This window comes from Serratia sp. (in: enterobacteria) (assembly GCF_046715635.1).
In the GTDB taxonomy this organism is placed as follows: domain Bacteria; phylum Pseudomonadota; class Gammaproteobacteria; order Enterobacterales; family Enterobacteriaceae; genus Chania.
In genome coordinates, this window is record NZ_JBKJYW010000092.1 from 1 (window position 1) to 20087 (window position 20087).

Consider the following 20087-nt stretch of genomic DNA (forward strand, 5'->3'; position numbering starts at 1 on the left):
CAACTGGGTGATCGCCTGATGCGAAGTACGCTCACTCATCCCAATCAGCACCGTTTTGTTGCCGATCGGCATCACGTCCCCACCTTCGAGCGTGGCGGTACCGTGGTGCACCGTTGGGTCCCCCCACCAGACGTTAACATTGGCTTCGCCAAAGTCTGGATGGAACTTATAGATCGCCGTGGTCAGAATGGTTTCTTCGTGACGGGCTGGCCAATACAGCGGGTTCAAGGTCACGCCGCCGTAGATCCAGCAGGTGGTATCACGGGTATACAGAGTATTCGGCAGCGGTGGCAGCAGGTATTCGGTAATGCCCACCGCTTCGCGGATCAGCTTCAACTCTTCGTGGTCGGCATAGCCTTCTTTGGCCAGCTCGGTAGTGGAAAGGCCACCGATAAGCACCTCCGCCAACGCCCGTGGTGCCAGTCCATCCAGGAAGCTGCGGGTTTCTTTCAGAATGCCCAGCGAGACTTCATTAGGCACAATCTGCTGATCCAATATCCTCTTTCTGGCTTCGGGCAGCGCCAGGGTTTCGGCCAGCAGGTTATGCATTTCAACCACGTCAACGCCGTGTTCGCGCATCTTGGTCATAAAGTCAAAGTGGTCACGCTTGGCGCGCTCAACCCACAGCACGTCATCGAACAACAGCTCATCACAATTACTGGGTGTCAGCCGGTTATGTGCCTTGCCTGGGGCACAGACCATGACTTTATGTAATTTCCCTACTTCTGAATGAACACCAAATTTGGACTGTGTCTTTTTTTTAGTCGACATAATGTCTTGCCTCGATCAGATTGTGATAACGCCAGTGGCAATGCTGTAGATTGCTACAATGGCGGCGACCATAACGATTACAAAGAGCCCCATTTCGGCCGGGGTGAACACTTTTGCCTGCTGTTCACGTTTGGCCATAATGTATAGCACCGTGCCAGGGCCATAGATGATGGCGGAGAGCAGCAGATATTTCATACCACCCGCGTACAGCATCAGCAGTGCGTAGAAGGTGGCGATCAGCGCGAAGATCAGATCCTTTTTATGATCGCGTTTATCGGTTTCGTAGGTTTCGCCGGTCATGGCCAGCTTCAGCCCATAGGCACCCACCAACAGATAAGGGATCAGCGTCAGGGAACTGGTCAGTTCGAGCGCCAGTTGGAAGGCGTAATCACTAAACAGCGTCAGGATTAAGAACACTTGAATGGTGATGTTGGTCAGCCAGACGGCAGAAGAGGGAACCGCATTGCTGTTTTCGGTGGCGAACACCTTCGGCATACTCTTGCTTTTCGCGGCGGAAAACAGGACTTCTGCCGCCAGCAAAGACCAGGAGAGATAAGCGCCCAGTACCGAAACAATCAGACCCACGCTGATGAAGATCGCCCCCCAGCGCCCCACGATAGCTTCCAATACGCCCGCCATCGACGGTTGGCGCAACGCCGCCAGATCGGGACGGAGCAGCACGCCGTAAGACAGCATGGTGATCAGCACCAACAGGCACAGCACCCCGATGAACCCCAACACCGTGGCTATCCCCACGTGGCTGCGTTCTTTGGCATAGCGGGAATAGACGCTGGCGCCTTCAATCCCCAGGAATACGAATACCGTTACCAGCATGGTGCTGCGCACCTGGCTGAACAGGGATTCAGGTTCCGCGCTAGGGACGATGGCCGCCGCCGCATGGCCCACATAGCCGTAATCGTTAAGATGAGAGAGATCCCCCACGCTGGCCAAAGAGGCTGCGGTCTCTGGTGTTCCCCAGAAGTTGAGTGCAAACACGTCACTTTTGAAGGCAAAGATCAGCACAATAATAAAGATGAGGATCGGCAGGATTTTGGCGATGGTGGCAATGGTGTTGATCGCCGCAGCGCTTTTAACCCCGCGCAGTACCAGAATGTGGAATCCCCAAAGAATGACCGAGGCAAACAACACCGCGGGAATGGTATTGCCGTCGCCAAATATCGGGAAAAAGGCCCCCAGGGTCGATTTGATCAGCACAAAGTAAGAGACGTTACCGATACAGGTCCCGGCCCAGAAGCCGAGTGCAGAGGCAAATCCCAGATAATCACCGAATCCGGCTTTGGCATAGATAAACACACCGGAGTCAAGATCGGGTTTACGTTGCGCCAGCGTTTGAAATACAAAGGCCAGCATTAACATCCCACCGCCCGCAATACACCAGGCGATGATGGCACCAAACCCTCCCGTAGCGCGCCCAAAGGTGGCCGGTAAAGAAAATATACCGGCCCCAATCATGGAGCCCACTACCAGTGCGGTGAGAGACCATAGGGACAATTTATTCGTTGATGAGCTCGTCATGGTTTTCCTTACTGACACCGAGTCAAATAAAGTTATTGCGTAATTAAAGGATAACGTTACCAACAGACTTACGATTAAATCATAGTCATAACCGGAAAATTTTCCTGTCGCGAATAACTTTTCCTGCAACATCAGCACAGCTGATTCCCTGCGGGGGGAAATGACGTTTCCGCACGGAATAAAAAACCATGGATAGGAATGTTCTTGGTTAACAATGCTTTAAAGATAGAAAAATAAGATGTAAGTATTTATATTTACTTTCTTCGAGCGGAATGAACAGGATGAATTGATTTTTACCTAAAATTTCCCCTTTAAATTCAATAAAATATAAAATAATCGTATTATCATTTATTTGTCATGTCGAGGCTCATTGAGGGATGGGGAAAGGACATTTCATAAAAGTAGTTAATCTATCTATGCTTGTCCATAAGTTTCTCAGGAAATTCCTAATTATTGTTTAATAATTAGGCGGGGCGTTAAAATTGCGCGTTGTACAGTGAGAATTTATTGTACTAAGATTATCTTTATAAAAAACAGAGGTGTGGGTCCCAACCGGCCCGGTGATGGATAAAAAACTATGATCAACAGTGTCAATCAGCAGGCATTAAAGAGTTTGAGTTGTTTTGCCGCCGTCACCTTCTTCTCGACCAGCCAAATGTGCACTTCCGAGTGTTTCCTCCATGCTAATACTATGGGGGTATTATACTTTGTGTCTATTATTGCCAAACCGTTGTTTTTTATCATTATCGGTTACATGGATGAGGTAGAGAAACTCACCAGGCTGGACATCGTGGTTAAAATAAAATCCATTATCCTGATCATGATTTTCTGGAACATTGTTTCATCCTTAATTAAAACCCAATACATTCATCAGGGGTATATTCTACAAAACGGCATCTTATTGAATATGGGGATCATCTATTTAATTTACCCCATCATCCTTAAGGGTATTAAGCATTTGAAAATCACTGCGGCCGTGTTTGCCGGATTGGTCGCTGTTATCGCCTTGCTGGACATTTTCAGTCCGCTGGATACCCAAGACGATCCTCTGTTTATCTCCAGCTATTCGTTTATTTGGATCTGGGGTGGCTACTACATTATTGGTCATGTGCTGGGGGAAGCTCCAGGCCGCCGATTCACCAAAAAACCTAGCGTGCTGTGGGCCGCCAGGCTGCTGGTGATCCCTCTCGGTATCTCCATGTATTTCTACGAGCTTTATCTATCAACCCATACCCAGATCAGCGTCGCCGGCTGGTTCGTGTTGGAGCACCTGCACTTGCTGGGCATTAGCCTGGCGCTGTTTATCCTGTTTGATAATATCGCCATCAAGAGCCGATTGCTCACCCGCGTCGTGGAGTTTATCAGCCCGGCGATGGTGGGCGTTTATATCGTTCACTACAGCGTGTTCTATTTCATTACTACGCTGTATGACTTCAATGACGCCACGCTTAAATTTACCTTACTGGTCCTGGTTTTTGTCGCCTCGGTATTGGTTTCACGGTTATTGCTACTTAACCGCTTTTCGGCTCGGATTATCTCCTTCTGACGGGGTAGCCACCGGGATATGGCGAACATTAAAACCGGTGATACCAAGTGCCAGAGTGAGCAGTGGAGCGGCAATATTGAAGATGGCAAACGGCATGTAGGCCATGGTCGAGACACCGAGCACCGCAGCCATATAGGCTCCGCAGGAGTTCCAGGGGATCAGTGGGGAGGTGACAATCCCGGCATCCGAAACGATGCGCGACAGGTTCTCTGGCGCCAGCCCTCGCTTGGCAAATTCGGCACGGTACAGCCGAGTAGGGAGCAGCAGCGCAATGTATTGATCGCCCGCGGCAATATTCAGCCCAATTGCGGTAGCAACCACCGAGGTAAATAGCTTGCCTACGGTTCTGGCCCGCAGCAGCAGCGGCGTGACCAGTTTGTTCAGCAGGCCGAAATCATCCACCATAATGCCAAACGTCACCGCCCCGATGATCAGCCAGATCGTCAGCAACATGCTGTCCATACCGCCGCGTGACAGCAGGGCGTCGATCTGCTCGATACCGGAGTTCTCCTGGAAACCGGTCGCCATCGCCAGCCAGGCCGCCTTGATGGCCAACAGCGGGCTGGCAAGATCGGGCTCGACAATAAAGCGGTCGATCACCTGCGGTTGCATGAAGGACGTCATGATCCCCGCCAGCAAGGCCGAACACATGATGGCCAAAGGAGCTGGCACCTTGGCGACCGATAATGCCAACAGGAAAAGCAGCGGCAACAGGTTCCACGGCGTGATGTGGAACAGTTCGTTAAAGCGAGTCAGCTCGTTGTTGGTGACGGTGGCATCAAAGGCGCTGTGCTGATTTAGCCCTAACAGGATAAAAGCAATCAGGGCAATAACCGCCGCCGGAACGGTGGTCCAAAGCTGGACGCGAATATGTTTATACAATTCGACGCCGTTGAGCTGAGCGGCCAATACGGTACTTTCAGACAGCGGCGAGATCTTGTCACCGACATAAGCCCCGGAAATCACGGCTCCAGCCGTAATTTCAGGTGATAACCCCAGCATATTGGCCAGCCCGACCAATCCGACCCCCAAGGTGCCCGCCGTGGTCCAGGAACTGCCAATACTTAAAGAGACGCCAACGCAGACCAAAAAGGCTATCGGATAGAACCAGTTGGGGGTGATCATAATAATGCCGTAATACACCATGGTAGGAATGGTGCCGGACATGTTCCAGGTGCCAATCAACGCCCCGACGGAAAACAGGATAAAAATGGCCCCCGAGATGGTGGCAATACCTTTGCGGCCGGACTCGGAAACCTCCTCCCAGCTATGACCATTCTTCAGGATGACCATTGCCGTGATCATGGTGCTGAGGATGATAGCCACCTGCAAAGGGCCGTTGACGGCTTCAAGTCCAAACAGAGCAACGGAAGATCCAACCAGCAAAATCAGCGTGACTATTGGCAGTAGAGCATCCAGATAGCTTGGGGCTTTAACAGGGCGGGGAGTTTTAGCTGGTTTGCTCATGGGCACGGCTCCACAGACAGTTAAGACAGGAGGGGTCAGGCAACGGTGATACCTGCGGTAGCTACTGCGGTAAGTATAGCCATAGGCGGCATAGGGCAATGATTATTTTCACTATTGCGGGTCGCTGTTGAAGCCCTGTAAGCGTTCAACGATCTGCCGATCCAGTGGCAGACAGCGGAAATCGGTCATGATTTGCAGCTCTGCCGCCGAATTGAGGGCGCTAAGATAACTTTTTCTGAACTCGGTGGGTGTCATGCGGCAATATTTGTTAAAGGCAAAAATCAGCTGTTTGTGGCCGCTGAAACCGCAGGTGTAGCTGATATCGGTGATCGGGATATTGGTGTCTTTCAGCAGCAGTTTGGCCTTATTAATCCTGATCATGGTCAGATATTCTTTGAAGTTGTAGCCGCTGATCTTTTTGAAAAGGCGGGAAAAGTGGTGGTAGCTGACGCCAGCGTGATCGGCAATGGTGGCCAGGTTGAGTTCATCGTCAAAATGCTGGTTGATAAACTCAATGCCGTATTTGACCAACTGTTGGTCTTTTTTCCTGACGCTGACTTGCTGTTGGTCAGCTTGGTTTGACGCTGCGGCGGCGAGCGAACCCAACAGGTGATACACCAGGGCAATGCGGGTAAACGAGGGTTGTGCGGCGATCAGGTTATCAAGCAGAGCAATCACGGCGTTGCTAATCTGCTGCTTGGTTGCGCGATCGCCCTGATTAAACATCAGCGGGGCCGGATGGGTTTCATCAAACAGATGGGGTGAGAACTGGATGGTCAGCAGTTGGCTATTTGGCGTTCGAGCCTCAAGGGAATGAATTTCGTCCGGGTTGATATACAGCATGCTGCCCGCGCTGGCCACCGAGGTGGCATGGCCGAGGGTCACAGAAAACTCGCCGGACAAGATGCAGATCAGCTCCGGGGCCGAGTGCCAATGGGGCTCGCAGTAGTAAACCTCTGCGGCGAAGACGTTGAGCTTTTCGGCGTCAAACGAGATCAGCTCATAGCCGCTGCCTTCATGGATCGCGGCTTCCGCCTGACGGTGGGATTGCGGCCTGGGTTGTCGCGTAACAGAGAAAGGAAACATCGGCCTATTAATCCCCTGAGGTTGGTTATGAAAATTCGGCTGTGGGATCTTGCTCCCTCACCCTAACCCTCTCCCCAAGGAGAGGGGACTGTCCGTGCTACAACTTTATACCTATGCCCAGATTTAAAATGCCGCAAATTGAATTACGTACTTATCCACATCCCCGTACCAGCTCCCTCTCCCTGTGGGAGAGGGTTGGGGTGAGGGGCCAGCGGCTCAATAGCTCCCAGCAGGCTCCGCTAATGCAGCAATCAACTCCTGCTGAGTAATATCAATCGCCAGGAACTCCGTCAGGGCGATAAACAGGCCACAGAACAGATCCGGGGCAATCGCAATGAGCTTTTCGCGCATTATCGCCTCCGGCAAACCGTTTTTGCTGACCAATAACCTCACCACGCGGTCAAAAGCCGGCGGGGTAGCGATCAACTGCTGCAGCGAATTGTCCACCTTAAGCGGTAAATAATAGGGCTTGGCGCACAGCTTGACCACCGTGCTCAGCGCAATATCCCGCGAAGAGTGCGCCACGTGAAGTTGATATTCGCCAGGAGCGACCACCCAACCGGCCATGCCTGGATGGAAACAGGCAAAATCTTGCCAATCCAGCTCCATGGTCACCGTTTTGCTTTCGCCCGCCTCAAGGTGCACTTTGGTGAAGGCTTTCAACGCCAGGGCTTCACGTGCCAGATCCCCCTGGGGCGCCGTAAGGTAAAGCTGCACGATCTCTTTGCCGGCACGATCGCCGCAGTTGGTCACCTCAACGCTAACGGTTAAAGGCTGGCCTTCTTCAAGTTCCGTGGCCGAGGTTGTCAGCTTGGCATAGCTAAACTGGCTATAGCTCAGGCCAAAACCGAACGGGAACTGCGGCGTCAGCTTACGTCGGTCGTAGTAGCGATAACCTACATATAGCCCTTCGCTGTAGTGATGACGCAGGTTTTCCCCTGGGTAATCGAGCCAGGCCGGAGTTTCTTCCAGCGTATTAGGTACCGTGACCGTCAGCTTGCCACAGGGATTGGCCCGGCCAAAGAGAATGTCCGCCACCGCGCGGCCCATGCCCTGGCCTGCAAAGAAGGTCTCCAGCAGGGCTTTGCAATCTGATAGCCAAGGCATCACTACCGCATCGCTGTTAGCCAATACCACCACCACATTGGGCTGTCGTTTGGCTACCGCACGGATCAGCGCTTCATGGCTAGGCAAAATATTCAGATCCCGGCGATCGCCGTTTTCGCCATCTTCGCCAATAGCGGTGCTGACGAACACCACGGCAACGTCGGCCTTGCTGGCTAACTCAACCGCCTCTGCCTGCGCTTGCGGGTCGACGTGATTATCATTCGGAGTGCCGACGGCATAGCCGATCTGGAAGTCGCTACCGGCTACCTCGAAAATTTCATCCAGCGGACGATCGAGCATGTAAGGCACGGTGGTAGCACAGCCCGAGCCTTGTATCACCGGCTCCTGCGCCGGTTTACCCAATACGGCGATGGTGGTTTTCTTGCCGGCTTGCAGCGGCAGGATATTGCCTTCGTTTTTCAATAACACTATCGATTCGGCGGCCAGTTGCTGTGCCAACCGATGATGTTGCGGGTAATCGGCCTTGGTACCCGGCTTACGGTGACGCTGCACCTTGTCGATCAGGGTTAACATCCGCAAGCAAGCCGTATCGAGAACCTCTGCCGGGATCTCTCCGCGCTCGATCGCCTGCAACAACTCCTGTTTATCACGCTGGGTTTCCGGCATGGCCAGATCGTTACCCGCCAGCAAGGAAGCAGGGCGATCTTTAATGCCGTACCAGTCGGACATCACCAGTCCGTCATAGCCCCACTCATTGCGCAGCACCTCGGTCAGTAGCCAGTGGTGTTGCGACGTTTGCACGCCATTGAGTCGGTTGTACGACGACATCACCGTCCAGGGGTTGGATTTGTCGATCGCTCGCTTGAATCCCGAGAGGTAAATCTCGCGCAGCGCCCGTTCTTCCACCACCGAATCCATCTCGGTACGGCGGTATTCCGAGTTATTGGCAGCAAAGTGCTTCAGGCTGGCACCCACGCCACCGTCCTGCAACCCGTTGATTAAGGCTGCGGCAACGTCGCCGCTGACCACCGGATCTTCCGAGTAATATTCATAGCCACGGCCTGCCAAAGGCGTGCGGCGAATATTGATCCCCGGCCCAAGCAGAATGCCGACGCCCATCTCCTGGCACTCTCTGGCCAACGCTTCGCCCATTTGGTACACCAGATCCACATCCCAGCTACAGGCCAGGGTTGAACCATTCGGGAAGCAGGTGGCCGGTTTGGATTTGCTGAACAGCGCCTCAGAACCGCCTTTTTGTTCTTCCTGCTCCACCTCGCCTGCGCTTTGGCCAATCACGGCGAGAAAATCGCTAATGTGCCAGTTTTCCCCTTGTTCGATCTGGCTGGTACTGTAACGGACGCCGTAGGTGCCATCCGTCATCACAATGTCGCTAATACCCTGCAGCGGGAAGCTGGCCGTGCGCCACAAGCCGCTACCGCTGAGCAGCGCCACTTTCTCTTCAACAGTCATGGCGGCAATGATGGCGTGGAAATCTTTTTTCATGTCGATACCTGCTGGTTACTGTGCGCTAGCTTTGCGCAATTCAATGTCTTTGATGATATTTCGGTAGGTGTGCTCATCCAGCTTGTAGAAGAAGATAAACAGCATACCCAGGGCAAACATCAGGCCAGGGAACAGCGTCATCATCATATTGATGCCGTTGAGCGCGTTGGCGCTGATATGCTCAGACGAATAGTCAAAGTAATCGAGCATCAACCCGGCACAGCCGCCACCGATCGCCATGGCAATTTTGGTGATGAAATTGAAGAAGCCGTAAATTGCCCCTTCGGTACGCACACCGTGTTTCCATTCGGCATACTCGACGGTATCGGCAATCATCGACCACATCGCGACAAAGCCCATCCCCAGAGTAATGCTGTACAGGCAAACGCCGGTCATAATCAGGTAGGCGTCATCGCCCGCCAGGAAATATTGGAACAACAAGCCGACAATGCCGATCAGCAGCCCCAACAGGACCATTTTCTTTTTGCCCATCAGGCTGATGAGCTTTTCGGAAATCACCGTACCCGCCACATAGGCCGCAGATTGGATCATGAAGAATTTGGCGGTAAAGCTTTCATCACCCAGGGTGTATTTGATGAAGTAGATCGCAATGGCCATCCATACCGTATAGGCGATATAGAAAAATACCGTGAACAGAGAAAGATGGATTAACGGCAGGTTGCCGGAAACGGCGGTGATCATCTCTTTTAGCGTGGGTGCCTTTTGATCTGGCAGGCTTTTCACCCGCTCTTTGGTCATGCCAAAGCAGGCCAGGAAGAAGAAGGTGGCTAACAGGCTAAAGCAGCTGACGGCAAACACATAACCCATCTTCTGATCGGTGAACTGTGAAATCAGCAGGTCGGCAGTGGTCGAGACGATCAAGTAACCCACGATGGCCAACACAAAGCGATAAACCGACAGCGAAGCCCGCGAACCTTCGTGCTGGGTCAACATATTGGTCATGGCAGAATAGGGCGTATTGACCGCCGTGTAGGCCAGACAGTAGATGGTGTAGGTGATCAGTGCGTAATAAAATTTATAGTCGCTGTCGAAGGTGCTGAAACACAGCACGGTCAAGATCCCCAAAGGCACCGCGCCGTACAGCAGGTAAGGACGCAACTTGCCGTGCCGGGTTTGAGTCTTGTCGATAAAGTAACCGACAAAGATGTTAAATATCGCATCCAGCACCCTGGCAATGACAAAGATCAGGCTCGCCTGTACCGCGCTGATGCCATAAATATTGGTATAAAAAAACAGTAGGAACAGGGAGACAAAGCCAAACGACAGGTTGGAGGCCAGATCGCCGAAGCCGTAGCCTATCTTTTCCCGTATGCCGACCTTCACATAGCTGTCTGAGGCGATTTCTGTTGTTTTCATTCTGCTTACTCATTCAGGTTGATTCGCCTTGAGTATACCGGGAGCGCCAAGGGTGGCTTGCCAGCCGTTGTTTATACAGTTCCTATTTTTTGCTCAAGCCCGGCTTTGTTACGGAGTTGTGAGAAAGCTCACAGGTATGTTCGCCCGTAGGGGCGCTGCATGCTGCGCCCGCATAACCGCTTGCTCTCACATATGGCGTTTGGTGCACTTATAAACTGCATACCCTGCGTCTTCCGCCATATCATGGTTTGCCTTAGGCTGACTGAAAATTTATTCAGAAGCCTACTCACCATGAAAACCGACGCACCAAACGTCCTATCTCTGTCACCATCAGTCCTGCGTGGTGGGCTAATCAGCCTGGCCTTGCCAACGCTGCTTTCCTCTTTGGGCAGCAGCATCACCAACGTCAGCCTACCCACATTAGCGCAGGTATTCGGCGCTACGTTTCAAGATGTGCAGTGGGTGGTGATCGCCTATCTGCTGGCAATCACCACGCTGATTGTGGGCGTCGGGCGGTTGGGGGATATCATCAGCTGCCGCACGCTGTTACTGGCCGGACTCGGCCTGTTTATGTTCGCCTCGTTGGGTTGTGCTGTCGCTCCGACCCTCTGGTGGCTGATTGCGGCCCGCGTGGTGCAAGGGCTAGGGGGCGCGGTGATGATGACCATTACTTTGGCGCTAGTTGGCGAAACCATCAGCAAGGAGAAGGTCGGACGGGCGATGGGGCTGCTCGGGACCTTATCCGCAGTGGGAACCGCGCTTGGCCCTACGCTGGGTGGCGTATTGATTGCCGGCTTTGGCTGGCAGTCAATTTTCCTGATCAACCTGCCGTTGGGGAGCGTCGCGCTGTTTTACATTTATCGCTATCTACCGAAAACCGATCCGCAGCGGGTAACGAAACAGGGGGGTTTTGATTTCGTCGGAATGGTCTTGCTCGGTTTGACCCTGGCGCTATTTTCGCTTGCCATGACGCTAGGGCACGGCCATTTCGGTTCGCTCAATAGCCTGTTGCTGCTGGGGACAGTCGTAGCGGCCAGTGCCTTCGTCTGGGTTGAGAGAAAGGTAGCAAACCCGTTGCTCCAACTGGCTATGCTGCGCCAGCCAATCCTGAGCAGCGGCCTGCTAACCAATATGCTGGTGAGTACGGTGATCATGACGTCCTTCGTAGTGGGGCCGTTCTATCTTGCGCACGGGCTAAGCTTAGCGCCACAGCAGGTTGGCTTGGCAATGTCCGCCGGGCCGCTGATCGCCGCATTGGCGGGCGTACCATCGGGATATCTAGTCGATCGCTTCGGGGCACCGCAGATGATTAGCCTGGGATTACTGGGAGTCTGCTTGGGGGCATTAGCCTTGTCGATGATGTCACCCGCGCAGGGCGTTTTGGGCTATATCTTGCCGATCTGCCTGATCACCGCAGGCTATGCTTTATTTCAGGCGGCCAACAACACGGCGGTGATCAAACAGGTTGGCGTCGAGCGGCGTGGGGTCGCTTCTGGCCTGCTAAATCTGGCGCGCAACCTTGGCTTTATCATCGGGGCTTCCGCCATGGGCGGCATATTTGCTTTGGCCTCATCAGCTAGCAATATGCGTTTAGGTAGTGCGACCGGTCTGCAACTGACCTATTTGGTGGCAGCCGTTTTAGCGGGACTAGGGTTGTTGATGGCACTGTGTAGCCAGTTTTATCGCAGGGGGAAGCCCGCTGCATATGAGTGACGTTGTCACAGATGCTGTTGCCATCCAGTAGACTAGGGAATGCGCGCAACTGCGTGAAATTTCCGCATATTACATGCATTCACCTGCCGCAAAATAAAATATCTGATAGATTAATCTCATACGTTATTTTATGGATAATCGATCCTCGAGGGAGACAGAGGTGCGTCATTTCGAATTCAACGATGATAAATCAAACAAATTTTGGCAAATCGAGCAGTCAGACAGTGATTTAAACCTGCGCTGGGGCAAGATTGGTACGCACGGGCAAGGTCAAACCAAGCGTTTTGATAATGAAGCCAAGGCCTTGGCTGCTATGGCTAAACTGGTAAAAGAGAAAACCGGTAAAGGTTACGTTGAAATCGGCGTTGATGAAAATGCCACCATTGGTGCTCCTCCACCAATGCCTAAAACAAAACCGGTTAAAACTGCTGTCAAAAACAGCGCAGCACCTATTGGTGATACTCCAACAGCAAACACGCAGCAGGTATCTGCTGCAAGCATACTTGCTCGTTCCGTCATCTCAGTGGCCAAGCCTGCTGGCGAAACGCCGCCGTGGTTAGCCAACGGAAACCCCATATCCTTACCGCAAGCTATAAGCGTTCAGGCGTTATCCAGCCGCAACCATCCGGGTGAAAAACCGCCGCTAAATGACGAACAGAGTTGGCGGCGAGTTTGTGATCGGCTGAATATAAACGACGCGGTACAGCCAAACGTTAACGAAACCTCCGTGGGATTACGCCAAGCTTATGTTGCCTGCAGGCAAAGGTTGACCGATCGGCAGATGGACAGCACCATCGAGTCAGATGCGGTGCTATTTGCGCTGGCCGTGTGTATTAACAATCAACAGTACGCCACGGATAATACGCAAGATATTACCGAATTTCTGGTGGCCAGAAAGGGGCTGCCCTATGCGATTGACGTTCTGTTATTGGCGCAGGGAATTAACGTTGAAACTTGCAGGGAATATTCAACCTTCGAAGAGCACTATTATTTAAATGAAGAAGTTAGAGAACCACTAAACAGTTCGTCGCGAGGTCCCTATAGCTGGCCTGAACTGTATTTCCGTAAATACCTGTCTTGGGCCGATGAGGCCGAGTGGCAAATTTGCGCGGAGAAGCTGATTGCGGGCATATCTCGATTACATGTCAGCCGCCAGCCGTTGGTTGCTTTACTGCTGCCTGAACGTCCGGATGTCGCCAACCGCTTAGCTAATGAGTTGATTCAACGGGGCGATGAGTCCGTAATCACATGGCTACAACTGGTTGCCAGCGATGAGGTTGTTTTACAGTCGCTTGGAGAATTAAACCGATGGGTCCCTAGAAATAATCTCTTGGACTGTGAGTTTGGCGTCGCCACGCTCATTGCCGAGCGCGGCCTTAACGCGGTGCCGATCCTGGCCTGCCAGCCCGAAATGGAGGTTTGTGGCGATGCATTGGCCCATATTGGTACTCCACAGGCTATTACCGCACTTGCGACGGCTGCGGGGCAAAGAACTAGTCAGTCCCGCTTTATTGACGCTGCGCACCGCTGGCCGCTGGCATCAATCCCGGCGATTGCTGAACTGTTGGCCAGTGATCATCAAGACAGCGACATGCTGAGTGCCTGCTTAAGCAATCTGTTGTTGGCAAACCCGGAACAGGTGGCTCAGTTACTGCCGTGGATGAGCGAGGCGGCGCAAACAGAGGTACAGGATTTGATTGCCCGCATATCGGGCCCGATCGAACTGGCTGATGAGGCTGAATTACCCGGCGTATTGGTCAACCCTCCCTGGCTGCAGAAAAAGAAAAAACGCCAGGCCGCCATTCTGACGCTTGCCCCACTTACGCTGGCACCTATTGTTGATTTGCCCGATGCAGTGAAAGAACAGTGGCTTGGTCGGTTGGCTGAGTCAGCCGAGCAGAATGCCAAAATAGAGGCCAACACCCTGGCGTACAATTTTGGTTTCAGTTACGACGACGAGACGGCAGTCACTGCTATCAAAAACCAGGATACACAGGGCCTGATTGACGCATGGATGTCTCGTGTTGCTCAATACAGTGGGTATGATTTTAATATGGAATCGACCTGGTGGTTACCCGATGAGATGGCGCTCGCCTTATGGAACGGTTTATCTGCTTATCCATGTCGTGGTGAGAGCTATATGGTGGCCAGATTTGGTGAAGCGGCAGTGCCTGGGCTGATCAACGCAGTGCGTGCCAGACCAGCAGAATTGAACCCTGTATGGCAGCATGTTGGTGCCAGCGAACTGGCTCCGATTATCGTTCGCGCTTTCCTCAAGCGTAAAAAGTTACGCAGTGAAACCCTGCAATGGCTCTACCAATATCCGCATCATAGCGTTATCGGCCTGCTCCCAGCGGCATTAGGCAAAAAATCTGAAGCTCAGGATTGTGCAATGTTGGCGTTACGCCTGTTGGCTAATCAAGGCCACGAAGCGTTGATTATGCAAGCCGGTGAGGCCTACGGCGATCCAAAGGTTATCGATGCGCTGCGCGATATGTTGGACGAAGATCTCCTTGACCGTTTCCCGAGTAAAATCAGTCAAGCGCCTCACTTTTACCAACCCGCTGGTTGGCGTCGTCCAATCCTTAAACAGAACAACAAAGCCTTACCGGACAGTGCGCTGGAACATTTGGGTACCATGCTGCGCTTCCCTATGAGCGATAACCTATATGAAGGGATCAATCTGGTCAGGCAAGTGTGTGACAGGGATTCACTGGCGGACTTTGCCTGGGATCTGTTCTCGGCATGGCAATATGCCGCGGCGCCATCCAAAGAGGGCTGGGCATTTATGACGCTAGGCCTGTTTGGCACCGATGATACGGCACGTAAGCTCACGCCGTTTATCCGTGCCTGGCCGGGGGAAGCCCAGCATCAGCGGGCGGTTAACGGCCTGGAGGTGCTAAATATGATCGGTTCCGACGTGGCGCTGATGATGCTGAACGGCATCGCGCAAAAGGTCAAGTTCAGAGCCTTGCAGGACCGGGCGCAGGAAAAAATAGCGGCGATAGCCGAGACCCGTGAGTTAACCGTTGAAGAGTTGGGAGACCGTATAGCTCCGGATTTAGGTCTGGATGAATATGGCTCCCTGCGGCTCGATTTCGGAGAACGCCATTTTACCGTCAGCTTCGATGAAACCTTGAAACCGTTTGTGCGCGACATGGACGGCATGCGTTTGAAAGATTTGCCCATGCCGAAAAAGACCGACAATCAGGAGCTGGCCAATGAAGCGGTTAGCCTCTTCAAGCTGCTGAAAAAAGACGCCCGTACCGTTGCCGCTCAGCAGCTCGTACGCCTGGAGATTGCCATGTGCCACCGCCGCCGCTGGACTCCCGAGCTGTTCGACCTGCTTTTAATGCGCCATCCGCTGCTTCGTCACTTGGTGCAGCGGCTGGTCTGGGCCGTGTATTTGGTGGACGATGAGTCTTCTCACGGCGGCAAGTTAGTGAACTGTTTCCGCGTTGCTGAAGACGGCGGCCTGACGACGGCAGAAGATAACGAATACGCCTTGCCGCTGGGCGACAACGTGCGCGTTGGTATTCCCCATACGCTGGAGCTGTCCGCTGAACAGTCGGCAGGTTTCGGCCAACTATTTGCCGATTACGAACTGCTACAACCGTTTGCCCAGCTAGGTCGAGATGTCTACAGTCTCACCGAGCAAGAACGAGAAAGCCGTGAGCTGTTGCGCTGGAAAGGTGAGGTGGTACCAACAAGCCGTATTCTTGGGCTGGTAAATAAAGGTTGGCGCCGTGGTAAATCACAGGGGCGCGGTATGGTGATGGACTTCATCAAACCCATCGACCACATGTTAGGCTTCAGCTTAGCCTTTGAACCCGGGATGCTCGTCGGCATGGGCGGCGAATATCCTCAACAGACGCTGGAGTCCGTGGTGATCGACGATGGTCAGTGGTTCTGGAAGAGGGCCGAAGAGGGCAAATCGTTCACCCTTGTGGATGATATTGTATTAAGTGAACTGATCCGCGATATGGAAGCCCTACGAGCTTAGGCCCCGCTGCCGCACGCAGCTGCATGGCGTTTTTCCCAAATTCCATGCAGCCCCTCTATTCATAGCCTAAATATCTGATAACTTAATCCCACGCGTTATTTTATGGATAATTGATCTCCAGGGAGACAGCGGTGCGTCATTTCGAATTCAAAGATGATAAATCAAACAAATTTTGGCAAATCGAGCAGGCGGACAGTGATTTAAACCTGCGCTGGGGCAAGATTGGAACGCAAGGGCAAAGTCAGACCAAGAGTTTTGATAACGACGCCAAGGCCTCGGCTGCCATGACTAAACTGGTGAAAGAGAAAACAGGTAAAGGCTACGTTGAAATTGCCGGTGATGAAAATGCCACCATTGGTGCCACCGCGCCAAAACCGCAGGTCGAACCCGCAGAAAAACCTCGCGCTGCGCCAATAAGCGATACCCCAACAGCAAGCGCGCCTCAGGTCTCTGCTGCCACCATACTCTCACAATCCGTTGCCTCTTCAGACATCGCCAAACCTGCTGGCGAAACGCCGCCGTGGTTAGCCAACGGTGAACCGATCACCTTACCGAAAGATTTAAGCGTTCAGGCATTGACCAACCGCGCCCATCCGGGTGAAAAGCCGGAGCTGAACGATAAGCAGAGTTGGATCAGGCTTCGCAACATGTTGTATAAAAACGACAGTATCCTGGCTGACTTTAACTCGACCTCTGCGGGATTATGCCAGAACTACGTGGCAAGCTGGCAACGGCTGGCCGATCAGCAGATGGACGGTCCCATCGAGTCAGATGCGGTGTTGTTTGCCCTGGCGAGTAATGTCGGTGGTCACCGGTATAACGGTGAAGGAACGGCAGATATTACCGATTTTTTAGTGGCCAGAAAGGGATTGCCGTATGCGATTGATGTGCTGTTACTGGCGCAGGGGATTTGCGTTGAAGCCAACTGGGATCGCGCAGCGCAAAAGCAAAGCTACTACCTCAATGAAGATATCGAACAACCGCTAAGCAGTTCGTGGATGTGTCCCTATAGCTGTGCTGAGCTGCATTTCCGTAAGTTCCTGTCTTGTGCTGATGAGGCCGAATGGCAGATTTGCGTGGATAAATTGATCGCGGGCTTGCCGCAGCTGCATGTCAGCCGCCAGCCGTTGATTGCTTTGTTATTGCCTGAGCGCCCAGATATTGCCAACCGGTTAGCGAGTGAGTTGATCCAACAAGGGGTTAATGACGTCACGCCATGGCTACAGTTGGTCGCCACCGACGAGGCGGTTCTGAAGGCACTAGGCGCAATGAGCCGTTCTGTCTATCGACACGGGGCATTGCTTAACAGTGAATTTAGTCTCGCCACGCTGATTGCAGAACGCGGCGTTAACGCGGTACCGATCCTGGCCTACCAACCTGAAATAACCCTTACCGGTGATGCTCTGGCCTGTATTGGCACGCCAGCGGCGATCACCGCACTGGCGCAGGTTTCCGGTCAGGGTAAAGCTTTTCTGACCCGGTTTATCGACGCCGCGCACCGCTGGCCGCTGGCCTCGATCCCGGCGCTTGCCGAGCTGTTGGCCTCTAACAACAAAGACAGCGGCATGCTGAGCGCTTGCTTAAGCAATCTGCTGCTGGCCAATCCTCAACAAGTGGCTCAGTTACTGCCTTGGATGAGTGGGGCAGCACAAGCCCAGGTACAAGATTTAATTGCTCGCGTATCTGGCCCGGTTGAATTAGCCGATGAGGCTGATTTACCCCTGGTACTGGTCAGTCCGCCTTGGTTACAGAAAAAGAAAAAACGTGAAGCGGCAGTCCTGACGCTTGAGCCACGGATGCTGGCACCGGTATTCGGTTTAACCGATGAACAGAAAAAACAGTGGTTAGCGCTAAATGGCTGGGAAGAAAAACGCTATCAGGCGGCCGCAAAAAATATGAACACGCTGGCCAATGAACTGGGTTTCCAGATTTATCAATCAGGTAACAGGAAGAGCCAAAACGAAACGGCAGCCGTGGCCATCAGAAACCGGGATACGCAGGGCTTGATTGATGCCTGGAAAGTTCAGCTGGCGCAGACCAGTTGGTCAAACTTTAGTATGCGTTTTACCTCGCTGTTGCCCGATGAAATGGCGCTGGCCTTATGGAACAGTTTATCTACTCACCAATGCAGCGGTGAGGAGTATATGGTGGCCAAATTTGGTGACGCGGCGCTACCTGGCCTGATCAACGCGGTGCGCTCTCGCCCAACAGAACTGACCAATGTCTGGGGCCACGTGGGGGCCAGCGAATTGGCCCCGCTGATCGCCCGTGCCTACCTCAAGCTGAAAACGTTGCGTAGTGAAGCCCAACAGTGGCTGTGCAAGTATCCGCATCACAGCGCTATCGGCCTGATCCCTGCGGCATTAGGCAAGAAAGGGGAAGCCAAAGATTGTGCCACCTCGGCGTTACGGATGCTGGCCACGCAGGGGCACGAAGCGTTGATTATGCAGACCGGTGAGGCTTACGGCGATCCAGAGGTTATCGACGCACTACGCGCTATGCTGGATGAAGATCCACTCGATCGCTTCCCGAGTAAAATCAGCAAATCTCCTGACTTTTATCAGCCCGCAGGCTGGCGGCGTCCGCGACTCAAGGCCAGTAACCAAGCCTTACCGGACAGCGCGCTGGAACACTTGGGTACCATGCTGCGCTTCCCGGTCAGTGAGGGGCTGTATGAAGGGATCAATCAGGTAAAACAGGCTTGTGATCCAGACTCGCTGGCGGACTTAGCCTGGGATATGTTCTCGGCATGGTTATTTGCTGCGGCGCCGTCAAAAGAGGGATGGGCATTTTCGTCTTTGGGCCTGTTTGGTACCGATGATACCGCACGCAAGCTCACGCCGTTTATTCGCGCCTGGCCGGGAGAAGCTCAGCACCAGCGGGCGGTTAACGGCCTGGAAGTGCTCAATCAGATCGGTTCCGACGTGGCGCTGATGCTGCTGAACGGCATCGCGCAGAAGGTTAAATTTAAAGGCTTGCAGGACCGGGCACGGGAAAAGATAGCGGCCATTGCCGCAGCCCGTGAGTTAACCATTGAGGAGTTGGAAGACCGTTTAGCGCCGGATTTGGGGCTGGATGAAAACGGCTCGCTGCGGCTGGATTTCGGCGATCGCCAGTTTACCGTCAGCTTCGATGAAACCCTGAAGCCCTTCGTGCGTGATAAGGATGGCACCCGCCTGAAAGATCTGCCAAAGCCGAAAATGACCGACAATCAGGAGCTGGCCAATGAAGCGGTGAACATCTTCAAGCTGCTGAAAAAGGATGCCCGCACCGTGGCTGCCCAGCAAGTAGTGCGCCTGGAAATTGCTATGTGCCAGCGCCGCCGCTGGACCCCCGAACTGTTCGAGCTGTTCTTGGTACGCCATCCGTTGGTACGCCACTTGGTGCAACGCCTGGCTTGGGGCGTGTATCTGGTGGACGATGCATCGGCTCACGGCGGCAAATTGGTGGACTGTTTCCGCGTTGCCGAAGACGGCAGCCTGACCACAGCAGAAGATGACGAATACACCTTGCCGCTGGGCGATAACGTACGCATTGGTATTCCGCACGCGTTAGAGTTGCCTGAGCACCAGGCGGCAGGCTTTGGCCAACTGTTTGCCGATTATGAACTGTTGCAACCGTTCGTGCAGCTGGGCCGCGATACTTACAGCCTGACCGAACAAGAACGGGAAAGCCGTGAACTGCTGCGCTGGAAAGGGGCCGTAGTCCCCACCGGCCGTATTCTTGGTCTGGTTAACAAAGGCTGGCGCCGTGGTGATGCCCAGGACGGCGGCGCGATCCTGGACTTCATCAAACCTATCGACCACAAGCTAGGGTTTAGCCTGACGTTTGAACCCTGCATTATCGTGGGCATGGTCGATGAGTATCCTGAACAGACGCTGGAGACGGTGGTGATCGACGACGGCCAGTATTACTGGCAGCGCACCGAAGAACGCAAACCGTTCACCCTTGTGGATGATATCGTCATCAGCGAACTGATCCGCGATATGGAAGCCCTGCGCGCCTAAGCTAGCCTGG

At 53.3% G+C, this 20087-nt stretch carries 10 protein-coding genes; 4 read left to right on the top strand and 6 right to left on the bottom strand.

Features of this window, described 5'->3' with window-relative positions:
• Together ACLQ7H_RS04405 and ACLQ7H_RS04410 are read right to left on the bottom strand one after the other, a co-directional pair.
• On the bottom strand, window positions 1-771 hold a 771-nt coding region (locus ACLQ7H_RS04405), incomplete at its 3' end, for an arginine deiminase family protein (RefSeq protein WP_411751615.1).
• Window positions 772-786: 15 nt separating this feature from the next.
• Window positions 787-2307, bottom strand: a complete 1521-nt coding sequence (locus tag ACLQ7H_RS04410; RefSeq protein ID WP_411751616.1) for an amino acid permease — start codon at window positions 2305-2307, stop codon at window positions 787-789.
• Between the two features lie 577 nt (window positions 2308-2884).
• Here ACLQ7H_RS04410 and ACLQ7H_RS04415 point away from each other — a divergent pair.
• The gene (locus tag ACLQ7H_RS04415) at window positions 2885-3853 is read left to right on the top strand and encodes an acyltransferase family protein (protein ID WP_411751617.1); all 969 of its coding nucleotides are present in this window, start codon (window positions 2885-2887) and stop codon (window positions 3851-3853) included.
• Here ACLQ7H_RS04415 and ACLQ7H_RS04420 read toward each other — a convergent pair.
• The 4 genes from ACLQ7H_RS04420 to ACLQ7H_RS04435 all read right to left on the bottom strand — a co-directional run bounded on the left by ACLQ7H_RS04420 (window position 3815) and on the right by ACLQ7H_RS04435 (window position 10354).
• On the bottom strand, window positions 3815-5320 hold the full coding sequence (locus ACLQ7H_RS04420) for a Na+/H+ antiporter NhaC family protein (RefSeq protein ID WP_411751618.1): 1506 nt from the start codon (window positions 5318-5320) through the stop codon (window positions 3815-3817). The genes ACLQ7H_RS04415 and ACLQ7H_RS04420 overlap by 39 nt on opposite strands.
• A 111-nt stretch (window positions 5321-5431) precedes the next feature.
• Window positions 5432-6406 (bottom strand): helix-turn-helix domain-containing protein, encoded by a 975-nt coding sequence (locus ACLQ7H_RS04425; RefSeq protein WP_411751619.1) that lies wholly within the window; start codon window positions 6404-6406, stop codon window positions 5432-5434.
• A 216-nt stretch (window positions 6407-6622) separates the two neighbouring features.
• Window positions 6623-8977, bottom strand: coding sequence for a beta-glucosidase family protein (locus ACLQ7H_RS04430; protein ID WP_411751620.1), 2355 nt, complete (start codon window positions 8975-8977; stop codon window positions 6623-6625).
• A gap of 15 nt (window positions 8978-8992) precedes the next feature.
• On the bottom strand, window positions 8993-10354 hold the full coding sequence (locus ACLQ7H_RS04435) for an MFS transporter (RefSeq protein ID WP_411751621.1): 1362 nt from the start codon (window positions 10352-10354) through the stop codon (window positions 8993-8995).
• Between the two features lie 291 nt (window positions 10355-10645).
• Here ACLQ7H_RS04435 and ACLQ7H_RS04440 point away from each other — a divergent pair, with 291 nt between their 5' ends.
• The 3 genes from ACLQ7H_RS04440 (at window position 10646) to ACLQ7H_RS04450 (ending at window position 20077) form a co-directional block, all read left to right on the top strand.
• Window positions 10646-12067, top strand: a complete 1422-nt coding sequence (locus ACLQ7H_RS04440) for an MFS transporter (protein ID WP_411751622.1) — start codon at window positions 10646-10648, stop codon at window positions 12065-12067.
• A gap of 160 nt (window positions 12068-12227) precedes the next feature.
• On the top strand, window positions 12228-16070 hold the full coding sequence (locus ACLQ7H_RS04445) for a DUF4132 domain-containing protein (RefSeq protein ID WP_411751623.1): 3843 nt from the start codon (window positions 12228-12230) through the stop codon (window positions 16068-16070).
• A gap of 131 nt (window positions 16071-16201) precedes the next feature.
• A complete protein-coding gene (locus ACLQ7H_RS04450) occupies window positions 16202-20077 on the top strand; it encodes a DUF4132 domain-containing protein (protein WP_411751624.1) in 3876 nt (1291 codons plus the stop codon).
• The last annotated feature ends 10 nt before the right edge of the window (window positions 20078-20087 follow it).